The organism is Arsenophonus apicola (genome assembly GCF_020268605.1).
In the GTDB taxonomy this organism is placed as follows: domain Bacteria; phylum Pseudomonadota; class Gammaproteobacteria; order Enterobacterales; family Enterobacteriaceae; genus Arsenophonus; species Arsenophonus apicola.
The window spans coordinates 1,891,143-1,913,249 of record NZ_CP084222.1 but is presented as its reverse complement, the minus strand read 5'-3'; the positions used below and the strand labels follow the sequence as shown (position 1 = coordinate 1,913,249).

General features: G+C 37.7%; 23 protein-coding genes, 1 riboswitch and 1 other annotated feature. Of the genes, 17 read left to right on the top strand and 6 right to left on the bottom strand.

The features are described 5' to 3' along the window. The first annotated feature begins 348 nt into the window (after positions 1-348). The 17 genes from thrS to lplA all read left to right on the top strand — a co-directional run bounded on the left by thrS (position 349) and on the right by lplA (position 17,002). A complete protein-coding gene (thrS, locus tag LDL57_RS09145) occupies positions 349-2,271 on the top strand; it encodes a threonine--tRNA ligase (protein ID WP_180560770.1) in 1,923 nt (640 codons plus the stop codon). A gap of 3 nt (positions 2,272-2,274) precedes the next feature. Continuing rightward, complete coding sequence (gene infC, locus LDL57_RS09140; RefSeq protein WP_225507514.1) at positions 2,275-2,814, top strand: translation initiation factor IF-3; 540 nt, start codon at positions 2,275-2,277, stop codon at positions 2,812-2,814. A 91-nt stretch (positions 2,815-2,905) separates the two neighbouring features. After that, positions 2,906-3,103: a 50S ribosomal protein L35 gene (rpmI, locus tag LDL57_RS09135; RefSeq protein WP_180560769.1), complete on the top strand. Its 198-nt coding sequence runs from the start codon at positions 2,906-2,908 to the stop codon at positions 3,101-3,103. A 56-nt stretch (positions 3,104-3,159) separates the two neighbouring features. Continuing rightward, on the top strand, positions 3,160-3,516 hold the full coding sequence (gene rplT / locus LDL57_RS09130; RefSeq protein ID WP_026821652.1) for a 50S ribosomal protein L20: 357 nt from the start codon (positions 3,160-3,162) through the stop codon (positions 3,514-3,516). A gap of 45 nt (positions 3,517-3,561) precedes the next feature. Beyond that, entirely contained in the window at positions 3,562-3,657 is a 96-nt protein-coding gene (pheM, locus tag LDL57_RS18180; RefSeq protein WP_180560768.1) for a pheST operon leader peptide PheM, read from the top strand. Then, positions 3,609-3,731, top strand: a sequence feature (Phe leader region). (Overlaps the previous gene by 49 nt.) A 65-nt stretch (positions 3,732-3,796) precedes the next feature. Beyond that, entirely contained in the window at positions 3,797-4,780 is a 984-nt protein-coding gene (gene pheS, locus LDL57_RS09120) for a phenylalanine--tRNA ligase subunit alpha (protein WP_180560767.1), read from the top strand. A gap of 14 nt (positions 4,781-4,794) precedes the next feature. After that, on the top strand, positions 4,795-7,182 hold the full coding sequence (pheT, locus tag LDL57_RS09115; RefSeq protein WP_225505484.1) for a phenylalanine--tRNA ligase subunit beta: 2,388 nt from the start codon (positions 4,795-4,797) through the stop codon (positions 7,180-7,182). 4 nt (positions 7,183-7,186) lie between these two features. Further along, positions 7,187-7,483 (top strand): integration host factor subunit alpha, encoded by a 297-nt coding sequence (gene ihfA, locus LDL57_RS09110; RefSeq protein ID WP_026821649.1) that lies wholly within the window; start codon positions 7,187-7,189, stop codon positions 7,481-7,483. 405 nt (positions 7,484-7,888) lie between these two features. After that, on the top strand, positions 7,889-9,034 hold the full coding sequence (arnB, locus tag LDL57_RS09105) for a UDP-4-amino-4-deoxy-L-arabinose aminotransferase (protein WP_180560765.1): 1,146 nt from the start codon (positions 7,889-7,891) through the stop codon (positions 9,032-9,034). Further along, positions 9,034-10,026, top strand: a complete 993-nt coding sequence (arnC, locus tag LDL57_RS09100) for an undecaprenyl-phosphate 4-deoxy-4-formamido-L-arabinose transferase (RefSeq protein WP_180560764.1) — start codon at positions 9,034-9,036, stop codon at positions 10,024-10,026. Before arnB ends, arnC begins: the two co-directional genes overlap by 1 nt. Further along, complete coding sequence (gene arnA / locus LDL57_RS09095) at positions 10,026-12,026, top strand: bifunctional UDP-4-amino-4-deoxy-L-arabinose formyltransferase/UDP-glucuronic acid oxidase ArnA (RefSeq protein ID WP_180560763.1); 2,001 nt, start codon at positions 10,026-10,028, stop codon at positions 12,024-12,026. The genes arnC and arnA overlap by 1 nt, the downstream gene beginning before the upstream one ends. After that, positions 12,026-12,919, top strand: a complete 894-nt coding sequence (gene arnD / locus LDL57_RS09090; protein ID WP_180560762.1) for a 4-deoxy-4-formamido-L-arabinose-phosphoundecaprenol deformylase — start codon at positions 12,026-12,028, stop codon at positions 12,917-12,919. Before arnA ends, arnD begins: the two co-directional genes overlap by 1 nt. Positions 12,920-12,925: 6 nt before the next feature. Next, complete coding sequence (gene arnT, locus LDL57_RS09085; RefSeq protein ID WP_180560761.1) at positions 12,926-14,590, top strand: lipid IV(A) 4-amino-4-deoxy-L-arabinosyltransferase; 1,665 nt, start codon at positions 12,926-12,928, stop codon at positions 14,588-14,590. Then, positions 14,587-14,925, top strand: coding sequence for a 4-amino-4-deoxy-L-arabinose-phosphoundecaprenol flippase subunit ArnE (arnE, locus tag LDL57_RS09080; protein WP_180560760.1), 339 nt, complete (start codon positions 14,587-14,589; stop codon positions 14,923-14,925). The genes arnT and arnE overlap by 4 nt, the downstream gene beginning before the upstream one ends. Beyond that, positions 14,922-15,314: a 4-amino-4-deoxy-L-arabinose-phosphoundecaprenol flippase subunit ArnF gene (gene arnF / locus LDL57_RS09075; RefSeq protein WP_180560759.1), complete on the top strand. Its 393-nt coding sequence runs from the start codon at positions 14,922-14,924 to the stop codon at positions 15,312-15,314. Before arnE ends, arnF begins: the two co-directional genes overlap by 4 nt. Before the next feature lie 138 nt (positions 15,315-15,452). Further along, complete coding sequence (locus LDL57_RS09070) at positions 15,453-15,935, top strand: C40 family peptidase (RefSeq protein ID WP_180560758.1); 483 nt, start codon at positions 15,453-15,455, stop codon at positions 15,933-15,935. A gap of 71 nt (positions 15,936-16,006) precedes the next feature. Next, positions 16,007-17,002 carry a lipoate--protein ligase gene (lplA, locus tag LDL57_RS09065; RefSeq protein WP_180560757.1) on the top strand — a complete coding sequence of 332 codons (996 nt, stop codon included), beginning with the start codon at positions 16,007-16,009 and terminating at the stop codon, positions 17,000-17,002. Positions 17,003-17,162: 160 nt separating this feature from the next. On the opposite strand, the gene LDL57_RS09060 is transcribed toward lplA, so the two are convergent. From LDL57_RS09060 to manX, 6 genes are all read right to left on the bottom strand, one after another. Continuing rightward, complete coding sequence (locus tag LDL57_RS09060) at positions 17,163-17,519, bottom strand: helix-turn-helix domain-containing protein (RefSeq protein ID WP_026821639.1); 357 nt, start codon at positions 17,517-17,519, stop codon at positions 17,163-17,165. A 354-nt stretch (positions 17,520-17,873) separates the two neighbouring features. Then, the gene (gene mntP, locus LDL57_RS09055; protein WP_225505483.1) at positions 17,874-18,437 is read right to left on the bottom strand and encodes a manganese efflux pump MntP; all 564 of its coding nucleotides are present in this window, start codon (positions 18,435-18,437) and stop codon (positions 17,874-17,876) included. 47 nt (positions 18,438-18,484) lie between these two features. Next, a riboswitch (yybP-ykoY riboswitch) is annotated at positions 18,485-18,625 on the bottom strand. A 140-nt stretch (positions 18,626-18,765) separates the two neighbouring features. Then, positions 18,766-19,224 (bottom strand): DUF986 family protein, encoded by a 459-nt coding sequence (locus LDL57_RS09050; RefSeq protein ID WP_180560755.1) that lies wholly within the window; start codon positions 19,222-19,224, stop codon positions 18,766-18,768. 99 nt (positions 19,225-19,323) lie between these two features. Continuing rightward, a complete protein-coding gene (locus LDL57_RS09045; protein WP_180560754.1) occupies positions 19,324-20,181 on the bottom strand; it encodes a PTS mannose transporter subunit IID in 858 nt (285 codons plus the stop codon). Positions 20,182-20,196: 15 nt separating this feature from the next. Beyond that, positions 20,197-20,997 (bottom strand): PTS mannose/fructose/sorbose transporter subunit IIC, encoded by an 801-nt coding sequence (locus LDL57_RS09040; RefSeq protein WP_180560753.1) that lies wholly within the window; start codon positions 20,995-20,997, stop codon positions 20,197-20,199. A gap of 73 nt (positions 20,998-21,070) precedes the next feature. Further along, entirely contained in the window at positions 21,071-21,985 is a 915-nt protein-coding gene (manX, locus tag LDL57_RS09035; protein WP_375141960.1) for a PTS mannose transporter subunit IIAB, read from the bottom strand. Positions 21,986-22,107 lie beyond the last annotated feature (122 nt).

The following is a 22,107-nucleotide window of genomic DNA, read 5'->3' as shown; positions in this document are numbered from 1 at the left end:
TAAACTAATCTAGTTTTTTATTGCTATTCCATTGTATAATAAAAAATAATTTTAAATTAGCTTAATTAATCAAAATTTAACTAGCTGACAATTATTTTGTCACTGGTTTTTTAGCATTTTATTCTTATTAGCCAAGATTTAATCTATTAATTAGACCTTTATAGTGGTAATATGCGCGGCTAAGTTAATGCAAGTACGTATTCCTTTTGCCCTATTTTGGCTATTTATCACGTACATCACTTACAAGGTGAAGTAAGAAATTGCTTTAACTCATATTTAATAAAAATATATTTCTATACATACATGTGATCTTGCGTATGGGTCACCACTGTAAATTAAGGATTTTAAATGCCAGTTATTACTCTTCCTGACGGAAGTCAACGTCAATATAAGCATGCTGTTTCAGTCATGGATATTGCAAATGATATTGGCTCAGGCCTTGCAAAAGCCTGTATAGCCGGTCGTGTTAATGGTGAACTTGTTGATGCGAGTGAATTGATTAATAATGATGCTCAATTAGCTATTATTACCAGTAAAGATCTCGAAGGGTTAGAGATTATTCGTCACTCATGCGCACATTTACTCGGCCATGCAATTAAGCAATTATGGCCAACGACTAAAATGGCAATTGGTCCTATCATTGAAAATGGTTTTTATTATGACGTTGATTTGGAACACGCTTTAACCCAGGAAGATTTAGAAAAACTTGAGCAGCGGATGCACGAACTTGCTGAAAAGAACTATGATGTTATCAAAAAGCGGGTTAGTTGGCAGGAAGCGAGGGATACGTTTGTTGCTCGAGCTGAGGATTATAAAGTTAAAATTTTGGATGAAAATATTAATAAAAATGATCATCCAGGACTTTATTATCATGAAGAATATATTGATATGTGTCGTGGGCCGCATGTGCCTAATATGCGTTTTTGTCATTACTTTAAATTACAAAAAGTAGCTGGTGCATATTGGCGCGGTAATAGCGACAATAAAATGCTACAAAGGATCTATGGAACAGCTTGGGCTAGTAAAAAACAGTTAGCTGCTTATTTATTGCGTTTAGAAGAAGCGGCCAAGCGCGATCATCGTAAGATAGGTAAACAACTTGATCTTTATCATATGCAGGAAGAAGCACCAGGTATGGCGTTTTGGCATAATGATGGTTGGGTAATATTTCGTGAATTGGAAACCTTTATTCGAAGTAAATTGACTGAATATCAATATCAGGAAGTAAAAGGTCCATTAATGATGGATCGCATTCTTTGGGAAAAAACAGGTCACTGGGAAAACTATAAAGAAAATATGTTTACCACATCATCGGAAAACCGAGAATATTGTATAAAACCGATGAATTGCCCAGGGCATGTACAGATATTTAATCAAGGTTTGAAATCTTATCGTGATTTACCATTACGCATGGCAGAGTTCGGTAGTTGTCATCGTAATGAGCCATCTGGCGCTTTGCATGGCTTGATGCGCGTACGTGGTTTCACCCAAGATGATGCGCATATTTTTTGTACTGAAGATCAGATTTTAGCTGAAGTGAAAAGTTGCATTAAAATGATTTATGATGTTTATGCAACCTTTGGATTTGAAAAAATTGCCGTTAAATTGTCAACCCGACCAGAAAAACGGATAGGTACTGATGCGCAGTGGGATCGTGCAGAAAGCGATCTGGCTAAAGCACTAGAGGATATTGAATTTGAGTATCAACCTGGTGAAGGGGCATTTTATGGGCCTAAAATTGAATTTACTCTGTATGATTGTTTGGATCGGGCTTGGCAATGTGGTACTGTACAGCTCGATTTCTCATTACCGAGTCGTTTAGGTGCTTCCTATGTAGATGAAAATAATGAACGTCAGGTGCCTGTGATGATCCATCGCGCTGTTTTAGGATCACTTGAACGTTTTATTGGAATTTTAACTGAGCAGTATGCTGGTTTCTTCCCAACCTGGTTAGCGCCATTACAAATTGTTATAATTAATATCACGGATGCACAGGCAAATTTTGTACAAAAAGTAGTAGAAAAATTGAGTAATTTTGGTATTCGTGTAAAAGCAGACTTGAGAAACGAGAAAATAGGCTTTAAAATTCGTGAGCATACTTTGCGTCGTGTTCCTTATATGTTAGTTTGTGGTGATAAAGAAGTTGAATCGAATCAGGTATCTGTTCGAACCCGTAATGGGAAGGATTTAGGAACATTTGACGTCACAGAATTTGCAGAAAGAGTGCTTGATGAAATTCGCACTCGTCGTATTTATCAACTGGAGGAATAAGGTATTAAAGGCGGAAAAAGAATTCAAACGGCGCGCCCGAATCGTATTAATACGGAGATTCGGGCTTCTGAAGTTCGTTTAACTGGTTTAGATGGTGAGCAGATTGGTATTGTCAGTCTAAAAGAAGCTCTTGAAAAAGCCGAGGAAGCTGGTGTTGATTTAGTCGAAATCAGTCCAAATGCCGAGCCGCCGGTTTGCCGTATCATGGATTACGGCAAATTCCTCTATGAGAAGAGTAAATCGCTCAAAGAGCAGAAAAAGAAGCAAAGAGTTATTCAGGTAAAGGAAATTAAATTCCGACCTGGTACAGATGAAGGTGATTATCAGGTCAAACTACGCAACCTGATTCGCTTTCTGGAAGATGGTGATAAAGCCAAAATCACGTTACGGTTTCGTGGTCGTGAAATGGCGCACCAGCAAATCGGTATTGATATGCTTAATCGTATCAAAAACGATTTGGATGACATGTCAGTCGTCGAATCTTTTCCATCTAAGATCGAATGCCGTCAGATGATCATGGTGCTTGCACCGAAAAAGAAATAGTTAGGCAACCAAGTAATAGTGTTCTATTTAGGTGGAAAACTATTCGCCTGGCTAGTTAGTTATAATTAACAATGCGAAGTGGATATTTATAATGCCAAAGATTAAAACAGTACGTGGTGCGGCAAAACGTTTTAAAAAAACTTCCAGTGGTGGTTTTAAGCGTAAGCATGCTAACCTTCGTCATATTCTGACTAAAAAGTCAACTAAGCGTAAGCGTCATTTACGACCAAAGACCATGGTTTCTAAAGGTGATCTGGGTTTGGTTGTGGCTTGTTTGCCATACGCATAAGTTTGGTTTTTTAGTTTAAGATTATCGAATTTAATTCGAAGTGATAGGAGAAATGTATGGCTCGCGTAAAACGTGGTGTAATAGCCCGCGCACGTCACAAAAAAATATTAAAGCAAGCGAAAGGTTACTATGGTGCTCGTTCGCGTGTTTATCGTGTTGCTTTCCAGGCGGTAATTAAAGCCGGTCAGTATGCTTATCGTGACCGTCGTCAGCGTAAGCGTCAGTTCCGTCAATTATGGATCGCACGTATTAATGCTGCTGCTCGTCAGAATGGTTTGTCTTATAGTCGCTTTATTAATGGTTTGAAAAAAGCCTCAATTGAAATTGACCGTAAGATCTTATCTGATATTGCTGTTTTTGATAAAGTTGCATTTGCAGCATTAGTCGAGAAAGCAAAAAGTGCATTAGCTTAAATCAGTTAAATTAAGAGGGGCTTAGCTCCCTCTTTTTTATTATCGATGACCCTGTGTATTATAAATAAGAGTTATTTCATGAATAGCTGCTTAAAGATGAAAATTGTTTTTTTTCGTTTCTTTTTTTATTTTAGCACCTAAAATTTGGGGCTTTCGCGTATTTAAGAAAAGAAACGAAAAACCGCGATAAGCCTCCAAATGGAGGCTTTTTTGTTAGTAATTGCTAAAAAATTTTATTTTCAACAATGATTAGGCCAAAGGGTCGTAAGAAGAGGGAACAATGCCACATCTCGTCGAGTTGGTTGCGCAGGCAAAAGCAGCCATAGAAAAAGCTCAGGATGTTGCTGCGTTGGATTCAGTGCGTGTTGAGTTTTTAGGTAAAAAAGGCCATTTAACACTACAGATGTCAACGTTGCGTGATGTACCTGCAGAAGAGCGCCCTGCAGCAGGAGCGATTATTAATCAGGCAAAACAAGAAGTTCAGCATTCATTGAATATGCGTAAAGAGCAGTTAGAAAATGCAATCTTAAATGCTCGATTAGCGGCAGAAAAAATCGATATTTCATTACCCGGTCGCCAAACCGAAAATGGTAGTCTTCATCCTGTAACCCGTACCATTGATCGTATTGAAGAATTCTTTGGTGAACTTGGTTTTTCTGTTGTTTCTGGCCCGGAAATAGAAGATGATTATCACAATTTTGATGCTTTAAATATTCCAGCACACCATCCTGCTCGAGCTTCACATGATACTTTCTGGTTTGATACTACGCGGCTATTACGTACACAAACTTCAGGTGTGCAAATTCGTACTATGAAAGGTAGACAACCACCAATTCGTATTATTGCTCCTGGTCGTGTGTACCGTAATGATTATGATCAAACCCATACGCCAATGTTCCATCAGACAGAAGGCTTGATTGTTGATAAAAATATTAGTTTTACCAATTTAAAAGGTACACTTCATGACTTTTTAAATCATTTTTTTGAAGAAAAAACCCGCGTTCGTTTTCGACCATCATATTTTCCATTCACTGAACCTTCAGCTGAAGTTGATGTGATGATTAAAAATGGTAAATGGTTAGAAGTGTTAGGTTGTGGCATGGTACATCCAAATGTATTACGCAATGTTGGTATTGATCCTGACTTATATTCTGGTTTTGCCTTTGGAATGGGAATGGAGCGCTTAACAATGTTACGTTATGGCGTGACCGATTTACGTGCTTTTTTTGAAAATGATCTTCGTTTTCTTAAACAATTTAGATAAGGCAGGATTATCATATGAAATTGAGTGAATTTTGGTTACGTGAATGGGTAAATCCAGCAATAAGCAGTGAAGCCTTATCAGAGCAAATGACGATGGCAGGTTTGGAGATTGATGATGTTAAACCTGTTGCCGGTCAATTCCAAGGTGTGTTAGTTGGCGAGATTGTAGAATGTGTGCAACATCCTAATGCAGATAAATTGCGCATGACTAAGGTCAATATTGGCACAGAACAGTTACTCAATATTGTTTGTGGAGCACCCAATTGCCGTCAAGGATTAAAAGTCGCTGTGGCAACCATTGGCGCAGTTTTACCCGATAATTTTAAAATAAAAGCAACAAAACTACGCGGTGAGCTTTCTGAGGGTATGCTTTGTTCTTATTCAGAACTTGCCATTTCTGATGACCATACAGGCATTATTGAGCTACCACAAGACGCGCCTATTGGTATCGATATTCGTAACTACTTGCAACTTGATGACCACATTTTCGAAGTGAGTTTGACGCCGAATCGTGCTGATTGTTTAAGTATTTTAGGTATCGCACGCGATATAGCGGCTATCAATAGCCTTGCATTAAATACGGAAAAGATTGAACCGGTTAAAGGCAGTGATGCTAGCGTTCTTCCTATACGGGTGGAAGCGCCTATGGCGTGCCCACGTTTTTTAGGGCGAGTAATAAAAGGCATTGATATTACAGTACAAACCCCTATCTGGATGAGAGAAAAATTACGTCGTGGGGGGATCCGTGCAATTGATCCTGTGGTTGATATTACTAATTTTGTATTATTAGAGTTAGGTCAGCCCTTACATGCTTATGATCTGGATCGTTTAAATGGCGCGATAATTGTTCGAATGGCAAAACCGAATGAAACATTAGTTTTGCTTGATGACAGTGAGGTGACTTTGAAACCAGATACTTTAGTTATTGCCGATGACAATGGTGCCTTAGGGATTGCCGGTATTTTTGGTGTCAAGCATTCCAGTGTCCATCAAAATACCACTAATATCCTGTTAGAAAGTGCTTTTTTTGCTCCATTAGCAATTGCTGGTCGGGCCCGTAATTATGGTCTTCATACTGAGGCTTCACACCGTTTTGAACGGGGTGTCGATCCACAGCTGCAATATAAAGCCATGGAGCGCGCAACCAGATTAATTGTTGAGATTTGTGGTGGAGAGGTGGGAAATATTATTGATGTTAGCCAGCAAACTAGCTTACCAACAATGGCAAACATAACACTGACTCGGCAAAAGCTTGATCGTTTAATAGGTCATTGTATCCCGGATATCAAGGTCACTCAGATCCTTCAGCGCTTAGGATGCCAAGTGATTGGTGAGCAAGATAGTTGGCAAGTGGTTGCTCCATCTTGGCGCTTTGATATGCAAATTGAGGAAGATTTGATTGAAGAAGTCGCCCGTGTTTATGGTTATAATAATATACCCAATGTACCGTTACATGCTGATTTAGTCATGACCCCTCGTTGTGAGTCAATTCTGCCATTAAAGCGGGTGAAAACGTTATTAATTGATCGTGGTTACAATGAAGCGATTACCTATAGTTTTGTTGATCCTAAAATTCAGCAACTGCTGCATCCAGGTTCCGATGCAATGATTTTACCTGATCCTATTTCAACTGATATGTCAGCAATGCGGCTTTCTTTATTACCTGGCTTATTAGCGACAGTAATTTACAATCAAAACCGCCAACAAAATCGTATTCGATTGTTTGAAACTGGATTACGATTTGTACCGGATGTATCAGCAGAACAGGGTATTCGGCAAGAATTGATGTTAGCAGGCGTGATCACTGGCAATCGCTATGAAGAGCACTGGTCACAAGAAAAACGCGCGGTTGATTTTTTTGATATAAAAGGTGACGTTGAAGCAATACTGGAATTAACCGGAAAATTAGACAATATTATTTATAAGGCTCACTCTAATCCTGCACTTCATCCTGGACAGAACGCTGGGATTTATCTGAATAATAATTATATTGGATATGTAGGTGTTATTCATCCAGAACTGGAAAATAAGCTAGATTTGCATGGTCGGACACTGGTTTTTGAATTGTTGTGGGATTCCGTTGCAGAACGTGTTATTCCTAAAGCAAATATGATTTCACGTTTCCCTGCCAATCGACGAGATATTGCTGTTGTAGTTCCACAAGAGGTAGCAACAGCGGATATATTGGCTGAATGCAAGAAAATTGGCATAAATCATATAGTTGGCATAAACTTGTTTGACGTGTACTGTGGTAAAGGTGTAGCGGAAGGTTATAAGAGCCTTGCTATTAGCTTAATCTTGCAGGATACAAACCGTACTCTGGAAGAAGAAGAGATTGCCGCAACTGTTGATAAATGTGTTGCTGCGTTAAAACGGCGATTCCAAGCATCCTTGAGGGACTAAACCTATGGCGCTTACAAAAGCTGAAATGTCAGAAAGTCTGTTCGAAAAACTGGGTATAAGCAAACGTGATGCGAAAGACCTAGTTGAACTTTTCTTTGAAGAAGTTCGTCGTTCATTAGAAAATGGGGAGCAGGTGAAACTGTCAGGGTTTGGTAATTTTGATCTGCGTGATAAAAGTCAACGCCCAGGTCGAAATCCAAAGACTGGAGAAGATATTCCCATCACTGCTCGCCGAGTGGTGACTTTTAGACCAGGGCAAAAGTTGAAAGGCCGGGTTGAAAAGATAAAGCCTCATAAATAATGAATTATTATATGCTAAAAAGCCGCTAAAGCGGCTTTTTTATTATTTACGAATGCCAAAATAATCTTAAAAAATAAAGATACCTTTAATAGATTAGTTATACGAGATTTTGTAAGCCAAACAATTTTATTAGTGAAAGTTATGCTAATAATGCTTTTAAATTCCCTTATTTTTGTTATTGGGTTACTTTCTTAGTGATAAGAATTTTTTGGCAATTAATGAGTTTTCTATTCTACTTGAGTCACTTAAGTCAGCGTTTGAGCTTTATATATTTATTATTTGAACGCTTTCTAACTGATTATATTGGAAAGTTATTGTCATGTTGATGTGTAGTTAAGCTATTTTATGATATTATAGACAACTAACTCTAAAAAATATTAGACGAATTGTTAGTAGGTTAATCTCATGAATGATTTTCTTCCTTTTTCTCGCCCAGCAATAGGTGACGAAGAGATCCGGGCGGTAGAAAATGTATTACGTTCTGGTTGGATCACCACTGGACCGCAAAATCATCAACTCGAAGAAGACTTTCGCCATAAGTTTGGTTGTCAGCATGCAATTGCTTTTTGTTCGGCAACAGCAGGTATGCATATAACGCTTATGGCCTTAGGAATTGGTCCTGGAGATGAAGTTATTACCCCCTCATTAACATGGGTGTCAACCATTAATATGATTACCTTGTTAGGGGCAAAACCGATCATGATTGATGTTGATCGTGATACTTTAATGGTTCAGCCTGATGTCGTTGAGAAGGCAATTACCCCTAAGACAAAAGCGATTATACCGGTACATTATGCCGGTGCACCATGCGATCTTAATGCGTTACGTGAGATTGCACAAAGAAATAATATCGCATTGATCGAAGATGCTGCTCATGCCGTAGGTACTCAGTATCAAAATCAATGGATTGGTCAACAAGGCACGGCTATTTTTTCATTTCATGCGATTAAAAATATTACTTGCGCCGAGGGTGGCTTAGTTGCTACTGATGATGATGCTTTAGCCACCCGCTTGCGATGTTTAAAATTTCATGGTTTAGGTGTGGATGCCTTCGATCGACAAATACAAGGCCGTAAACCACAGGCTGAAGTTGTTGAACCTGGATTTAAATATAATCTTTCTGATATTCATGCTGCAATTGCAGTTGTTCAATTAAAAAAATTAACCCAAATAAATAAACGTCGTGCTGAACTTGTTGCTTACTATCGACAAGCGCTAGCCAAGTTGCCGTTAAAAATGCTGGATGTGCCTGATTATCCTCATTTGCATGCCAATCATCTGTTTATGGTGCGCGTTGATGAAACAATCTGTGGTATTAACCGTGATAGTTTTATGGAACGCTTAAAAGAGAAGAATATTGGTACAGGTCTGCATTTTCGAGCGGCTCATACGCAGAAATATTATAGAGAACATTATCCATCACTTTCTCTACCTAATTCTGAATGGAACTCGGCTACCTTATGTTCATTGCCACTATTCCCTGATATGCGTGCTCAAGATGTTGATCGCGTTGTTGCTGCTATTAATGAAATTTTTTCGGAGCTGAAATAGTGCCTGTTCAAAATGATTTTGAAGAAATAAAGAAAGTTTCTATCGTTATCCCTATTTATAACGAAAAGCAAAGTTTACCCCAATTATTGGAAAGAACATTGGCTGCTTGTCAGAGATTGAAACAGCCATATGAATTAATTTTAGTTGATGATGGTAGTGCTGATAATTCCGCTAACTTGCTAATAGAGGCTGCAGAAAATTCGGCAAATCATGTTATTGCCGTAATTTTAAATCGTAATTATGGACAGCATTCTGCCATTATGGCGGGTTTTAAACAGGCAACTGGCGATCTTGTGATCACATTAGATGCTGATTTACAAAATCCACCTGAAGAGATCCCCAATTTGGTACAGGTAGCCGAGCAGGGCTATGACGTAGTTGGCACTAGGCGGATGAATCGGCAAGATTCTTGGTTTCGTAAAACGGCGTCGAAAATTATTAATGCCATGATCACCAAAGCAACAGGGCGCACCATGGGCGATTATGGCTGCATGTTGCGGGCTTATCGGCGTAATATTATTAATGCGATGCTACAGTGTCATGAACGTAGTACATTTATTCCCATTTTAGCAAATACCTTTGCTCGAAGAACGATCGAAATCGATGTGGCCCATGCAGAACGTGAGTTTGGTGATTCAAAATATAGCTTTATGAAGCTAATAAATTTAATGTTTGATTTACTTACTTGTTTAACGACTACCCCATTACGTTTATTGAGTGTGGTTGGTAGTTTTATTGCAGCAAGTGGATTTTTTCTGGCGGTTCTGCTAATTATCTTACGTCTTATATTTGGTTCCATGTGGGCTGCAGAGGGTGTTTTTACCCTGTTTGCTATTCTATTTATATTTATTGGTGCGCAGTTTATTGCCATGGGATTACTCGGTGAATACATTGGCAGGATGTACAATGATGTTCGTGCCCGACCCCGTTACTTCATTCAAAAGATAGTTGGTATTCATCATGATACTAACGAAAATCAGGAAAAAAAATAATGAAAGCTATTGTTTTTGCTTACCATGATATTGGTTGTGTGGGATTAAAGGCGCTAAAGAAGGCGGGTTTTGAAATTCAGGCTGTTTTTACACATACAGATGATCCAAAAGAGAATCATTTCTTTTCCTCAGTTGCACGCTTGGGAGCTGAGATGGGCTTGCCTGTATTTGCGCCAGAAAATGTCAATCATTCACTTTGGATTGAGCGTATTGAGAAAATGCAACCTGATGTCATTTTCTCTTTTTACTATCGTCACATGCTGAGTCAAGAGTTATTGGCACTAGCCCCTAAAGGTGCTTTCAACCTACATGGTTCTTTACTGCCTAAATATCGTGGTCGTGTGCCGATTAATTGGGCTATTTTAAATGGCGAAACAGAGACTGGTGTCACGCTCCATAAGATGATAGCTAAGGCCGATGCGGGTGATATTATTGCGCAGAAAAAAGTTGCCATTGATGCAACTGATACCGCATTAGTGTTACATGAGAAAATTCGTCACGCCTCCGAACAGCTGTTAGCTGATACATTACCGTTAATTAAAATGGGTGATTATTCAGCAACACCACAGGATGAGAGTCAGGCAACCTATTTTGGCCGTCGCCGCGCTGAAAATGGTTTAATTGATTGGGCTAAATCTGCTACTGAAGTGAATAACCTAATACGAGCAGTGACCGAGCCATATCCGGGTGCATTTACCTATTTAGCTGAGAGTAAAATGATTGTCTGGCGTGGCCGAGTGTTAGAAAAATCACATGATAAATTACCTGGTACAATCATTTCTACTGAGCCATTGCAAATAGCTTGTGGTCAAGACGTGCTTGAGATCCTAACTGGCCAGTGTGGATTGGGTTTATATGTTGAAGGATCGCGTTTAGCGGCTGAAATGGGGATTGTGACGGGTGTGCGGGTGGGGGCAAAACCGACTGCACAGGTGAAACGCCGTAAGCGCGTTTTAATTTTGGGGGTTAATGGTTTTATTGGTAATCACTTAACCGAACGTTTATTAGCTGATGGACACTATGATATCTATGGCTTGGATATTAGTTCTTCTGCTGTTTCACGTTTTATTAATGATCCCCGTTTTGGTGATGATCAGCGTTTCCATTTTGTTGAAGGTGATATTAGTATTCATACTGAGTGGATTGAATATCATATTAAAAAATGTGACATCATTCTGCCCCTGGTTGCTATTGCAACACCGATTGAATATACCCGTAATCCATTAAGAGTTTTTGAATTAGACTTTGAAGAAAACTTAAAGATAGTGCGTTATTGTGTAAAATATAATAAACGTATTATTTTCCCATCAACTTCTGAAGTTTATGGGATGTGCGATGATAAAGAATTTGATGAAGATACCTCTCGTTTGATTGTAGGGCCAATTAACAAACAGCGTTGGATTTATTCTGTTTCTAAACAGTTATTGGATCGCGTTATTTGGGCATATGGTGTTAAAGAAGGGTTGAAATTCACTCTATTTAGACCGTTTAATTGGATGGGTCCACGACTAGATAGTTTACATTCTGCCCGTATTGGTAGCTCAAGGGCAATCACCCAATTAATTTTAAATTTGGTCGAGGGTTCACCAATAAAATTAGTTGATGGTGGTGCTCAAAAGCGTTGTTTTACCGATATTAAAGATGGTATTGAAGCATTATTTCGTATTATTGAAAATAAAGATGAAAAATGCGATGGTCAAATTATCAATATTGGTAATCCAACCAATGAAGCAAGTATTGCTCAATTAGCTGATATGTTACTTGACAGTTTTGAAAAACATCCGTTACGTAAACTCTTTCCTCCATTTGCTGGTCTCAAAAAGATTGAAAGTAGTAGTTATTATGGTAAGGGGTATCAAGATGTTGAGCATCGTAGACCGAGCATTGAAAATGCGCGTCGCTTGCTCGATTGGGAGCCAACTATTGATATGAAGCAGACTATTGATGAAACTTTAGATTTCTTCTTGCAAGCTGCCGCGGAAGAATTAGGTAAAAAATAATGAAGAAAATTGGCTTAAGAATTGATGTAGATACCTACCAAGGTACTAAAGAAGGTGTGCCACAGTTACTTAAAGTGCTCGCTAAATATCAAATTCGAGCCAGTTTTTTTTTCAGTGTCGGGCCAGATAATATGGGGCGCCATTTATGGCGCCTGTTTCGACCTAAATTTTTATGGAAAATGTTAAGATCGAATGCCGCCTCACTGTATGGTTGGGATATTTTATTAGCCGGTACAGCCTGGTCAGGTAAAAAAATTGCCAATGATCTAGGCTACTTAATGAAACAAACATTGAATGAAGGTCATGAAGTTGGGTTACATGCATGGGATCATCAAGGCTGGCAAGCTAATGTAGGGAAATGGCCGAGAACTAAATTGGTCGAGCAAATTAAATTAGGCGTAGATGCGCTTGAGGCTGCAACGGGCGCTAGGGTAAAATGTTCAGCTGTAGCAGGTTGGCGAGCCGATGAACGCGTATTAACAGCAAAAGAAAATTTTAAATTTGACTATAATAGTGATTGCCGAGGTACACATCCGTTTCGTCCTATTTTAACTGATGGTTCGATTGGTACCATACAAATTCCAGTGACACTACCAACTTATGATGAAGTTGTTGGCACGTTGGTTAAAGATGAAAACTTTAATGATTTTATTATTAACGCGATGCAGGAAGATGTAGGAACACCTGTTCATACTATTCATACTGAAGTGGAAGGTATGTCTAAATCGATGCAATTTGAAAATTTATTAGAGAGAATGATTGCAGAGCAAATGGTATTTTGTCCGTTGCGTGAATTAATACCAAATGATATAGATTCTTTACCGCAAGGAAAAATTATTCGTTCATCTTTTCCCGGTCGTGAAGGCTGGCTAGGGTGTCAACACGAGGTATAGTGCTTGATGTTAACTAAACAGTTACAGAAAATAGGTGATTTTTTATTAGCACTTTTTTTCATTTTTACTTATTTAGTGCCGTTAAATGGTCGATTGCTCTGGCAGCCAGATGAAACGCGTTACGCTGAAATTAGTCGAGAAATGTTGCTGCGATGCGATTGGATTGTGCCTTATTTGCTTAATATTCGCTATTTTGAAAAGCCAGTGGCCGGATATTGGATAAATAATATCAGTCAAATGATATTTGGTGATACTAATTTTGCTGTCCGTTTCGGTGCTGTGTTTTCAACTATGATCAGCGCCGGCTTAATTTACTGGTTGGCGATGATAATGTGGCGTAATCGAAATGTCGCGTTTGTGGCTACTTTAATGTATGTTTCGATGTTTTTGGTATTTGCGGTTGGCACGTATAGCGTACTCGATCCGATGCTTACCATGTGGCTTACTGCTTGTATGCTATGCTGTTTTTGGTTATTAAAAGCACCAACGGTTGCTGCAAAGTTACTTGCCTGGGCCGTCATGGGGCTTACCTGTGGTATGGCCTTCATGACTAAGGGTTTTTTAGCGTTAGCTATCCCGGTGATCGTGATGCTGCCAGTTATGCTATATCAAAAACGTTTTACTGAAATGCTTAAGTTTGGTGGCATAGCAATAATCAGTGCGGCATTGATAAGCCTTCCCTGGGCACTAGCTGTCAATAAATATCAACCTGATTATTGGCATTACTTTTTCTGGGTAGAACATATTCAGCGCTTTTCATCAGAAGATGCTCAACATAAAGCCCCTTTCTGGTTTTATATTCCAATCATTTTACTTGGTGTGATACCTTGGTTAGGACTTTTACCTGGGACATTATTAAAGAGTTGGCAGGAACGAAAAAACAAGCCGGAAATGTTTTTTCTGCTTTGCTGGTTTATTGTCCCGTTCCTATTTTTTAGTATTGCTAAAGGTAAATTACTCACTTATATGTTGCCAGTGATGGCACCGCTTGCATTAATGATGGCAAAATATGCGGTTGATTGTGTTAAAAATTGCAATCTAACCCCACTTAAATTTAACGGATTTACCAATATTGCCTTTGGCATACTGGCAATTATTACTTTGATTATCATGGGGTTATTTGTTGATCATCCTTTATATACTACAGAGGAATGGCCCAAACTGGCATTAGGTATCACTGTTTTTTGTATTTGGCTGATTATTGGCTATTTTAGTCTGATATCCAAAGCTAGGTATTGGTTGTGGGGGGCGGCCTGTTCGATAGCCTTGAGCTTATCGATAGGTTATGCATTACCGCAAGATACTATCGATTCTAAATTACCACAGCAATTAATTCGGCAAAATATCTCTTTGTTGCAACAAAGTAAATTTGTGCTGGCGGATAATGTTGGAGTTGGTGCGGGTTTGGCATGGGAATTACATCGAGGTGATGTTTATTTATATGAAAGATCAGGTGAATTAAGATATGGTTTAAATTATCCTGATAGTCAATTTCGCTTAATTAAACAAGGCAATTTTGCTAAATGGCTTAGCCAGACCCGGAAAGAGGGACAAATTTCAGTGGTTCTTTTATTGCGTAGAAATGAAGGTCTGCCTGATGATATTCCTAAGCCTGATCATGTGGTTCGCAATACACGAATGGCAATAATGACTTATTATCAGCAACCATGACACATTTTTTATTATTGATAATTGTTAGCCTGTTGACTTGCTTTGGACAAGTTTGTCAAAAGCAAGCAGTGGTATATTGGCAAAGTGTTTTGCCATCAAAAAAAAGTTTAGCCTTTAAATGGCTGGTAATCGCTATTATTTTACTGGCTTTAGGCATGCTATTTTGGCTTAAATTATTACAAATTTTACCACTTAGTATTGCTTATCCGATGTTAAGTATTAATTTTGTTATTGTGACACTGATAGGCCAATTTATCTATCAAGAGAAGATCAGTATAAAACATTGGGTAGGCGTATTTATTATCATGCTGGGTATTGTTTTATTAAATTTATGAAAGGTTATTTTTGGGGTATCAGTAGTGTAATATTGATCACTTTCGCTCAGCTTTGTCTTAAAGCTGGGGTAACTTTATTACCTGAGTTTAAATTAAACCATCAATGGATGGATGTTAATTGGTTATTTGAAAATCGGCAAGCGTTTGGGCTGATTTTTATCGGTTTGATTGGCTATGCTATTTCTATGTTTTTTTGGCTATTTGCCTTGAAATTTTTAGCATTAAGTAAAGCTTATCCACTCATTAGTTTAAGCTATGTATTAGTTTATTTATCAGCAGTCACTTTGCCTTGGTTTAATGAATCGGCGACATTAGTTAAAGTTGTGGGAGTGGTATTTATTTTGCTAGGTATTTGGATCATTTCTCGGCCTGAAATAAAGCGATTATAAAGTGAAAAAGTGAGCAGGATATTTATTTTTTAACGCCAGAGTTTACTAAAAATAAAGATCACCCATTAATAAAAACTTGTTTTTTTATTAAACTCTAATTAAAGTCAGTTAGTTATCTTAAAGCGATAAAGGTGCTTTATGTTAATCAGAATTAAACACCTTCTTTTTTTATTCTATCTAACTTTAATGGGCTGTTCTTCTTCAGTAAATAGAATAGCTCCGCCGTTAAAAAGCCAACTTTCTGATCCTATTATGACCATCGCTCAACTTAAAGAGCAACTATTCCAATGGCATGGCACGCCATATCGGTATGGTGGTTTAGCATCAAGTGGAATTGATTGTTCCGGATTTGTTTATCGGACTTTTAGTGACCGTTTTGCCATTCAATTACCACGTACGACAGTGGCTCAAACAACATATGGCACCCGTATCGATATTAAGGATCTTATGCCGGGCGATCTGGTTTTTTTTAAAACCGGCTCAGGTGAAAATGGTTTACATGTTGGTATTTATGATACAGATAATACTTTTATTCATGCATCAACCAGTAAAGGCGTTATCCGCTCTTCATTAAATAATATCTACTGGCGCAAGGTTTTCTGGCAGGCACGTCGTTTTTAAATGTCTTTTTTAGTTATAATTTTTTTTCTTCCTGAGCGGTAGCAAAATAAATATAGGCTGGCAAAATTTTTATGGCTTCAATACGTCTTCTTATTTCTGAATCATTTGATCCCTGGTTTAATTTGGCAGTTGAAGAGGCTATTTTTCGTCAAATGTCAGTCAGGCAACGGGTTATGTTTCTTTGGCGCAATAATGATACTGTCGTTATTGGTCGGGCACAAAATCCATGGAAAGAGTGTAATACCCGAAAGATGGCTCAAGATGGAGTTAAATTAGCTCGCCGCCGCAGTGGTGGTGGTGCGGTTTTTCATGATTTAGGCAATACTTGTTTTACCTTTATGGCAGGTAAACCCGCTTATGATAAAACCGTTTCAACCCAAATTATTATTGCGGCGTTAGCAGAGGTTGGGGTTAGTGCTGAAGTTTCCGGTCGAAATGATTTAGTAATTCATTCCCCACATGGTGATCGTAAAATTTCAGGATCAGCTTATTTTGAAACTCTTGATCGCGGTTTTCATCATGGCACTTTGCTCATTAATACAGATTTAAACCGGTTAGCCAGTTATTTAAATCCAGATGCAAAAAAATTGATTAGCAAAGGTATTACATCTGTTCGTTCGAGAGTAATGAATTTAGCTGAAATTGATGCTGATATCACCCATCAAAAAGTTTGTAACGCTTTAGTAAACCATTTTTTTAACTATTATGGTGAGCAAGTGAAGGCAGAAATAATTTCACCAACTAACTTGCCTGATTTACCCGGTTTTATTGACACTTATGCTAAGCAATCCAGTTGGGAATGGAATTTTGGCCAAGCGCCAGCTTTTAGTCATATACTTGAAACCAGATTTGCATGGGGTGGTGTTGAACTTTATTTTGATATTGATAAAGGTAAAATTTCAGCTAGTAAAATTTATACTGATAGTTTAGAACCATCGCCATTGGAGCTTTTTAGTCAACAGTTGATGGGGAAAAAATACCAGCCAGCGACAATTAAGGAATTAGTCGCGGAGATAAAGCTTCAATATCCAGATTTTAATCAGCAGCTTTTACAATTAGAAAATTGATTGGTTAATGAAATAACATGAATAAAGTAAGTCATTATTAATTATTAGCACGCATTGCTGGCTGGATAAATATTCAAGCGAATTTTATTGTAAATTGACCATAAAGCCAGTATTTAGACTGGCAGATAACAAGGAATATTTAAAAATTATTTTTTTTAGTTTAGTCCATAAATTGATTAAAATCGGGTAACTGCCCATTTTGACGAAATTTAGCCGGTGTAGTATTAAAATGTTTTTTAAAAATGCGGGTAAATGTTGCTTGGGAGCTAAAACCGTATTGTAGCGCTATATCCAAAATAGAAAATTTATCTTCTCGTAATAGCCTGGCTGCTTCAAGTAAACGACGTTTACGAACATATTCCCCTAGGGTGCAACCTTTTAATTGTTTAAAGATCCGTTGTAAATGCCATTTAGAATAACCACTTTTATTAGCAATGGTATCAATCTTAATGCCTTCATTTCGTTGTAATTGGCTTTCTAACCAATTAACAATATCATTGATTACATTTTCCGACATGTTCACCTTCCACAATCAGTGGGTAAATAGCCTAGCTGTAAAGAATCATTCATTTATTTATAAGTTCTATTTTATGATTTTTGATATTTATAGATAGGCAAAAAATGCCATTTGTAATTGATAATAATTATTATCATTAGTCTATAATATATTATGTTTCATTTTAAGATAATGAAATAAATCAATTAAATAGCTTATCATTTTTTTAATGAATATTATACATTAAAGAGTTTTCAATTAATAATTTTTGTTAGAAATAGTAAAAATTCTTATTATTTAGTTTTCCTTTTCAATTATTTCTTTTTAACGTAAATAAAAAAATTAAATATACAAGTGAATTAATTATTTAATAAATTAAATATGTTGATAAATTATACTAAATCCGATAATGATTAGCGTAACACCGCCAATTATTTCGGCTGTTTTTCCTAATAATGGGCCAATATAACGGCCTAATAATATTCCAAGTGTTGCCATAATCATGGTCATTAGTCCGATTGTCATCGCTGTATGGATGATATTAATTTGCAAAAAGGCCAGACTGACCCCAATGGCCATTGCATCCAGGCTAGTTGCTAGGGCGGTAGTAATAAGGGTAAAAGAATTGTGATAGTGAATAAGGGGAGGTTTGTTGTTGTTTTTTGCACGATGATAGCTTTGATATATCATCTGCATACCCAATATAAATAATAAACCAAACGCTATCCAATGATTCCACTTTATAACATATTGGCTGGCAAATAGCCCTAAACTCCAGCCAATAATGGGGGTTATGGACTCAATTATGCCAAAGATAAAGCCAGTTCTTATTGCTTCACGTAAAGAGGGATTAAATAAGGTGGCACCTTTGCAAACTGATGCAGCAAAAGCAACCATGGATAACGCGAGAGATAAAGCTAGGGTTGCGTATAAATTCATTATACTGTCTCAGTTGGATAGTTACCCATACACATATTTTTACTTCCAACCTTAAGTAAAAATATGTCTATGGTCTTGCCAACCTTGTCAGGTATTCATGCCACGTTACGGTAACATAACGAGTATGTTGACATGAAATTCTAAACAACAATTTTATTTAGAACAGGCTACTCCCCAATGACTTATAGCAAAAGATATCATAAAAATAATAAAAGGCAATTATTTAAATTTCAATTAATTTAAAAAATTAATATTATTTAATGTTTTAATAAAAATAATAATTATCGTTAATTAATTACATAAAAACCATTAACAATATTGTTTATATTTATTTATTATTGATCAAAAAGTTGTAAATTTTATCTAAATCATCAAACTGTTTAACAGCAATATAAATTTTTCTTTTGGCTAAACCGACTATTAATATTCCATCCTTAGATAAATTAATTGTTTTAATTTGATCGTACAATATATAAACATTATTGTGATAAAAACCTTTATTTTTAAAATAAAGCTTAGGATAACGAATAAATGTTAAGTAAATAGCGATAAGAACGGTGATCATTAATAAGTAGGTTGTTAGCTGGCTTCCATGCTGAATAATATTATGATAAATAACAATCGCGATAAGTATAATAAAAATAACGGCATCAATTCTATTTCTACGCCTTAACTTTATTTTTAATTTTGTTTTTCCATTTAACAAGTTAACAATAAATTCTTCATAGATAGCATAAGTTAGCATTAGTAGAATTAAGATAGTCAATACACTATTGTTCATATTCATGAGCAAACACTCCGATCGATTATTATTCTGCTGTAAAGATAAAATTAAAAACGGGAGGCTGCAACCTCCCGCAATTGACAATTAAGATCTATAAGTATCTTAGCCTAGAAATCCTGCCCAGTAGCCAACAATACCAAGGATAAAGAAACCAACAATGATCCATAGTGGATTGACTTTACGCCGCAATAGCCACATACAGCCAAAGGTTAATAGTAAAGGTACCAGACCAGGCATCAATTGATTTAATATAGTCTGTACGGTGGTAATCGTTACTTCGCCCGTTTCTGGATTTTTTATCTCGGAAACAACTAAGGGGATATTAACATTAGTCCATTTATTGACTAATGCGCCCATCACAAATAGTCCCAGAATTGAGGCGCCTTCGGTCATTTTTTGTAGGAAGCCACCTCCCATATCATGAACAATATCGAGCCCTTTTTTGTAGCCATAGCTGACACCGTAATAACGTGTTATTAAACGAACTAAATTAAACAAAATAAAAAACAGTAGTGGTCCTAGTAGACTACCTGACATCGCAATTCCTGCACCTAATGCCGCAAAAACCGGACGTACTGTGCCCCAAAAAATAGGATCTCCAACACCTGCTAAAGGGCCCATTAAGCCAACTTTAATACCATTAATGGCACCATCATCAATATCTGCACCATTAGCTCTTTGTTCCTCCATTGCCATGGTAACCCCTAAAACCGGTGCTGCAACATACGGATGGGTATTAAAAAACTCTAGATGGCGTTTAATTGCTTGTTTACGTTCTTCACTATTTTCAGGATATAAACGACGGATCACAGGGATCATGGAAAAGCAAAAACCAAGTGCTTGCATGCGTTCAAAGTTCCACGATCCTTGAAAAAGATTGGAACGTAAGAAAACTCCGCGAATATCACCAGCAGTAAGCTTTTTTTGATTTGTCTGGTTTGCTGAAGTTGTATCTGCCATTATTCCATTCCTTAATTAATCTAATTCATTATCTAAGTCGCTATTGCCATTATTTTGCGAATTAGCAACTTGTGATTGGTTGTATTTTGGACTGAGTTGAATATAGAGGATCGCCATTACGATACCAATAACGCCTAAAGCAACTAGGTTGAAATTGGTAAATGCCGCAGTTACAAAGCCCAAGTAGAAAAATGGCATCAGATAACCTGCGCGCATCATGTTAATCACCATCGCGTAACCGACAACAACGATCATACCGCCAGCAATGTTCAATCCTTTAGTCACAACCTCAGGAATAGAATCCAGTAGGTGTTGGACTTCTGAGGTACCAACAGAGATAGCAACAATTAAAGCAGGAATAGCAATACGCATCGCCTGTAGTAACAGGGCAGAGATGTGAATTGTTGTTAATGCACGTAAATTAGCAGATTGCGCGGCGCGATCAGCGGCATGTTGGAATGCAACCGTGAGTGTCCGAACAATAATAGTCAATACTTGACCTGCGGCAGCTAGCGGGATCGCCAGAGCAATACCGGTACCGATATCTTGTCCGCCGGCAATAACAAGAATGGTAGAAATAATTGAGGCGAGTGCAGCATCAGGAGCCACAGCTGCCCCGATATTCATCCATCCAAGAGCAATCATTTCCAGTGTACCACCAATAATTATGCCTGTTTTTAGATCACCGAGAACAAGGCCAATTAGAGTACAAGCAATTAACGGACGATGAAATTGGAATTCATCTAGAATAGAACCCATACCTGCAATACAGGCAACAAGGAAAACGAGTATGATTTGAACAACGGTAAGCTCCATTGTTTATCTCCTGTAACCAACAACGTTGGTGAATCTATTTTTAAGTCGTGAATGTATAACCAAAAAAGAAAACTCATCTTTTTGCTTTTTTGATGAGAGTTAACATATCCAGTTTGTTGTCACTAGAAACTTTACGTGCTTCGAGTTCAATGCCCCGTTTAGATAATTGGTTAAAAGCCTTAATATCCTCATTATCGATCGAGATAGCATTGTTAACCTGTGTTTTACCATCACGATAGGCCATGCCACCGATATTGACAGACTTTATGTCGACGCCGCCTTCTACAATACGTAAAACGTCTGTTGGATTGGTAAATAACAGCATAACGCGTTCACCGGCATACTTAGGATTATTATAGACACGAATACATTTTGCTATATCGATCACATGCGCTGTGACACCCGGTGGCGCTACCTGCTTCAATAGAGTTGAGCGAACATGATCTTTTGCAACCTCATCGCTCACTACGATAATACGCTTAACTTTTGTCTCTTTAGTCCAGCGAGTAGCCACCTGACCATGAATTAAACGGTCATCAATTCTTGCAAGGGCAATGAACATATGACCTTGTGCGGTTGAATTGGCTGCCTGAGATGAGGGGGATGGCGTCGGTAAATTTTGCGGTTTATTGCTAGTTTGTAGACTATTTAGCGCTTTAATTTCACTGCGACCCGTTTCTATAGCAGTGGTGACTAATTCACTAAAAGTAGGATCATCATCACGGGATAGTAACGTCGCAACCAACATGGGGACGTTAACACCGGTGACGATATCATATTTGTCTTTATCCTTACTTTCGATAATGCGACTAGCGGCGTTAAATGGACTGCCTCCCCACATATCTACCAAAAATAACACACCTTGAGAAACATCGAGCTCATTAAGCTTTTGATTATATTTTTCAATTAATGTATCAGCGTTTTCACTTGGAACAAAATCGATATAAACGACATTTTGTTGTTCGCCAATCAACATTTCAGCGGTCATGAGCAACTGTTTTGCAGCAACACCATGAGTGCTAATTATAATAGCTACACTCACTACTTTTCCCCTTAGAAGTAGGTTAAATAATAAAAATGATTATTAGAGTGTACTCTCCGTTGACAGAT

Bases quoted from the DNA above. Each gene is read 5' to 3' on its own strand.
- thrS (WP_180560770.1), top strand. From the start codon at position 349: ATGCCAGTTATTACTCTTCCTGACGGAAGTCAACGTCAATATAAGCAT.
- rpmI (WP_180560769.1), top strand. From the start codon at position 2,906: ATGCCAAAGATTAAAACAGTACGTGGTGCGGCAAAACGTTTTAAAAAA.
- rplT (WP_026821652.1), top strand. From the start codon at position 3,160: ATGGCTCGCGTAAAACGTGGTGTAATAGCCCGCGCACGTCACAAAAAA.
- pheM (WP_180560768.1), top strand. From the start codon at position 3,562: ATGACCCTGTGTATTATAAATAAGAGTTATTTCATGAATAGCTGCTTA.
- pheS (WP_180560767.1), top strand. From the start codon at position 3,797: ATGCCACATCTCGTCGAGTTGGTTGCGCAGGCAAAAGCAGCCATAGAA.
- pheT (WP_225505484.1), top strand. From the start codon at position 4,795: ATGAAATTGAGTGAATTTTGGTTACGTGAATGGGTAAATCCAGCAATA.
- ihfA (WP_026821649.1), top strand. From the start codon at position 7,187: ATGGCGCTTACAAAAGCTGAAATGTCAGAAAGTCTGTTCGAAAAACTG.
- arnB (WP_180560765.1), top strand. From the start codon at position 7,889: ATGAATGATTTTCTTCCTTTTTCTCGCCCAGCAATAGGTGACGAAGAG.
- arnA (WP_180560763.1), top strand. From the start codon at position 10,026: ATGAAAGCTATTGTTTTTGCTTACCATGATATTGGTTGTGTGGGATTA.
- arnD (WP_180560762.1), top strand. From the start codon at position 12,026: ATGAAGAAAATTGGCTTAAGAATTGATGTAGATACCTACCAAGGTACT.
- arnT (WP_180560761.1), top strand. From the start codon at position 12,926: ATGTTAACTAAACAGTTACAGAAAATAGGTGATTTTTTATTAGCACTT.
- arnE (WP_180560760.1), top strand. From the start codon at position 14,587: ATGACACATTTTTTATTATTGATAATTGTTAGCCTGTTGACTTGCTTT.
- arnF (WP_180560759.1), top strand. From the start codon at position 14,922: ATGAAAGGTTATTTTTGGGGTATCAGTAGTGTAATATTGATCACTTTC.
- LDL57_RS09070 (WP_180560758.1), top strand. From the start codon at position 15,453: ATGTTAATCAGAATTAAACACCTTCTTTTTTTATTCTATCTAACTTTA.
- lplA (WP_180560757.1), top strand. From the start codon at position 16,007: ATGGCTTCAATACGTCTTCTTATTTCTGAATCATTTGATCCCTGGTTT.
- LDL57_RS09060 (WP_026821639.1), bottom strand. From the start codon at position 17,519: ATGTCGGAAAATGTAATCAATGATATTGTTAATTGGTTAGAAAGCCAA.
- mntP (WP_225505483.1), bottom strand. From the start codon at position 18,437: ATGAATTTATACGCAACCCTAGCTTTATCTCTCGCGTTATCCATGGTT.
- LDL57_RS09050 (WP_180560755.1), bottom strand. From the start codon at position 19,224: ATGAATATGAACAATAGTGTATTGACTATCTTAATTCTACTAATGCTA.
- LDL57_RS09045 (WP_180560754.1), bottom strand. From the start codon at position 20,181: ATGGCAGATACAACTTCAGCAAACCAGACAAATCAAAAAAAGCTTACT.
- LDL57_RS09040 (WP_180560753.1), bottom strand. From the start codon at position 20,997: ATGGAGCTTACCGTTGTTCAAATCATACTCGTTTTCCTTGTTGCCTGT.
- manX (WP_375141960.1), bottom strand. From the start codon at position 21,985: ATGACCGCTGAAATGTTGATTGGCGAACAACAAAATGTCGTTTATATC.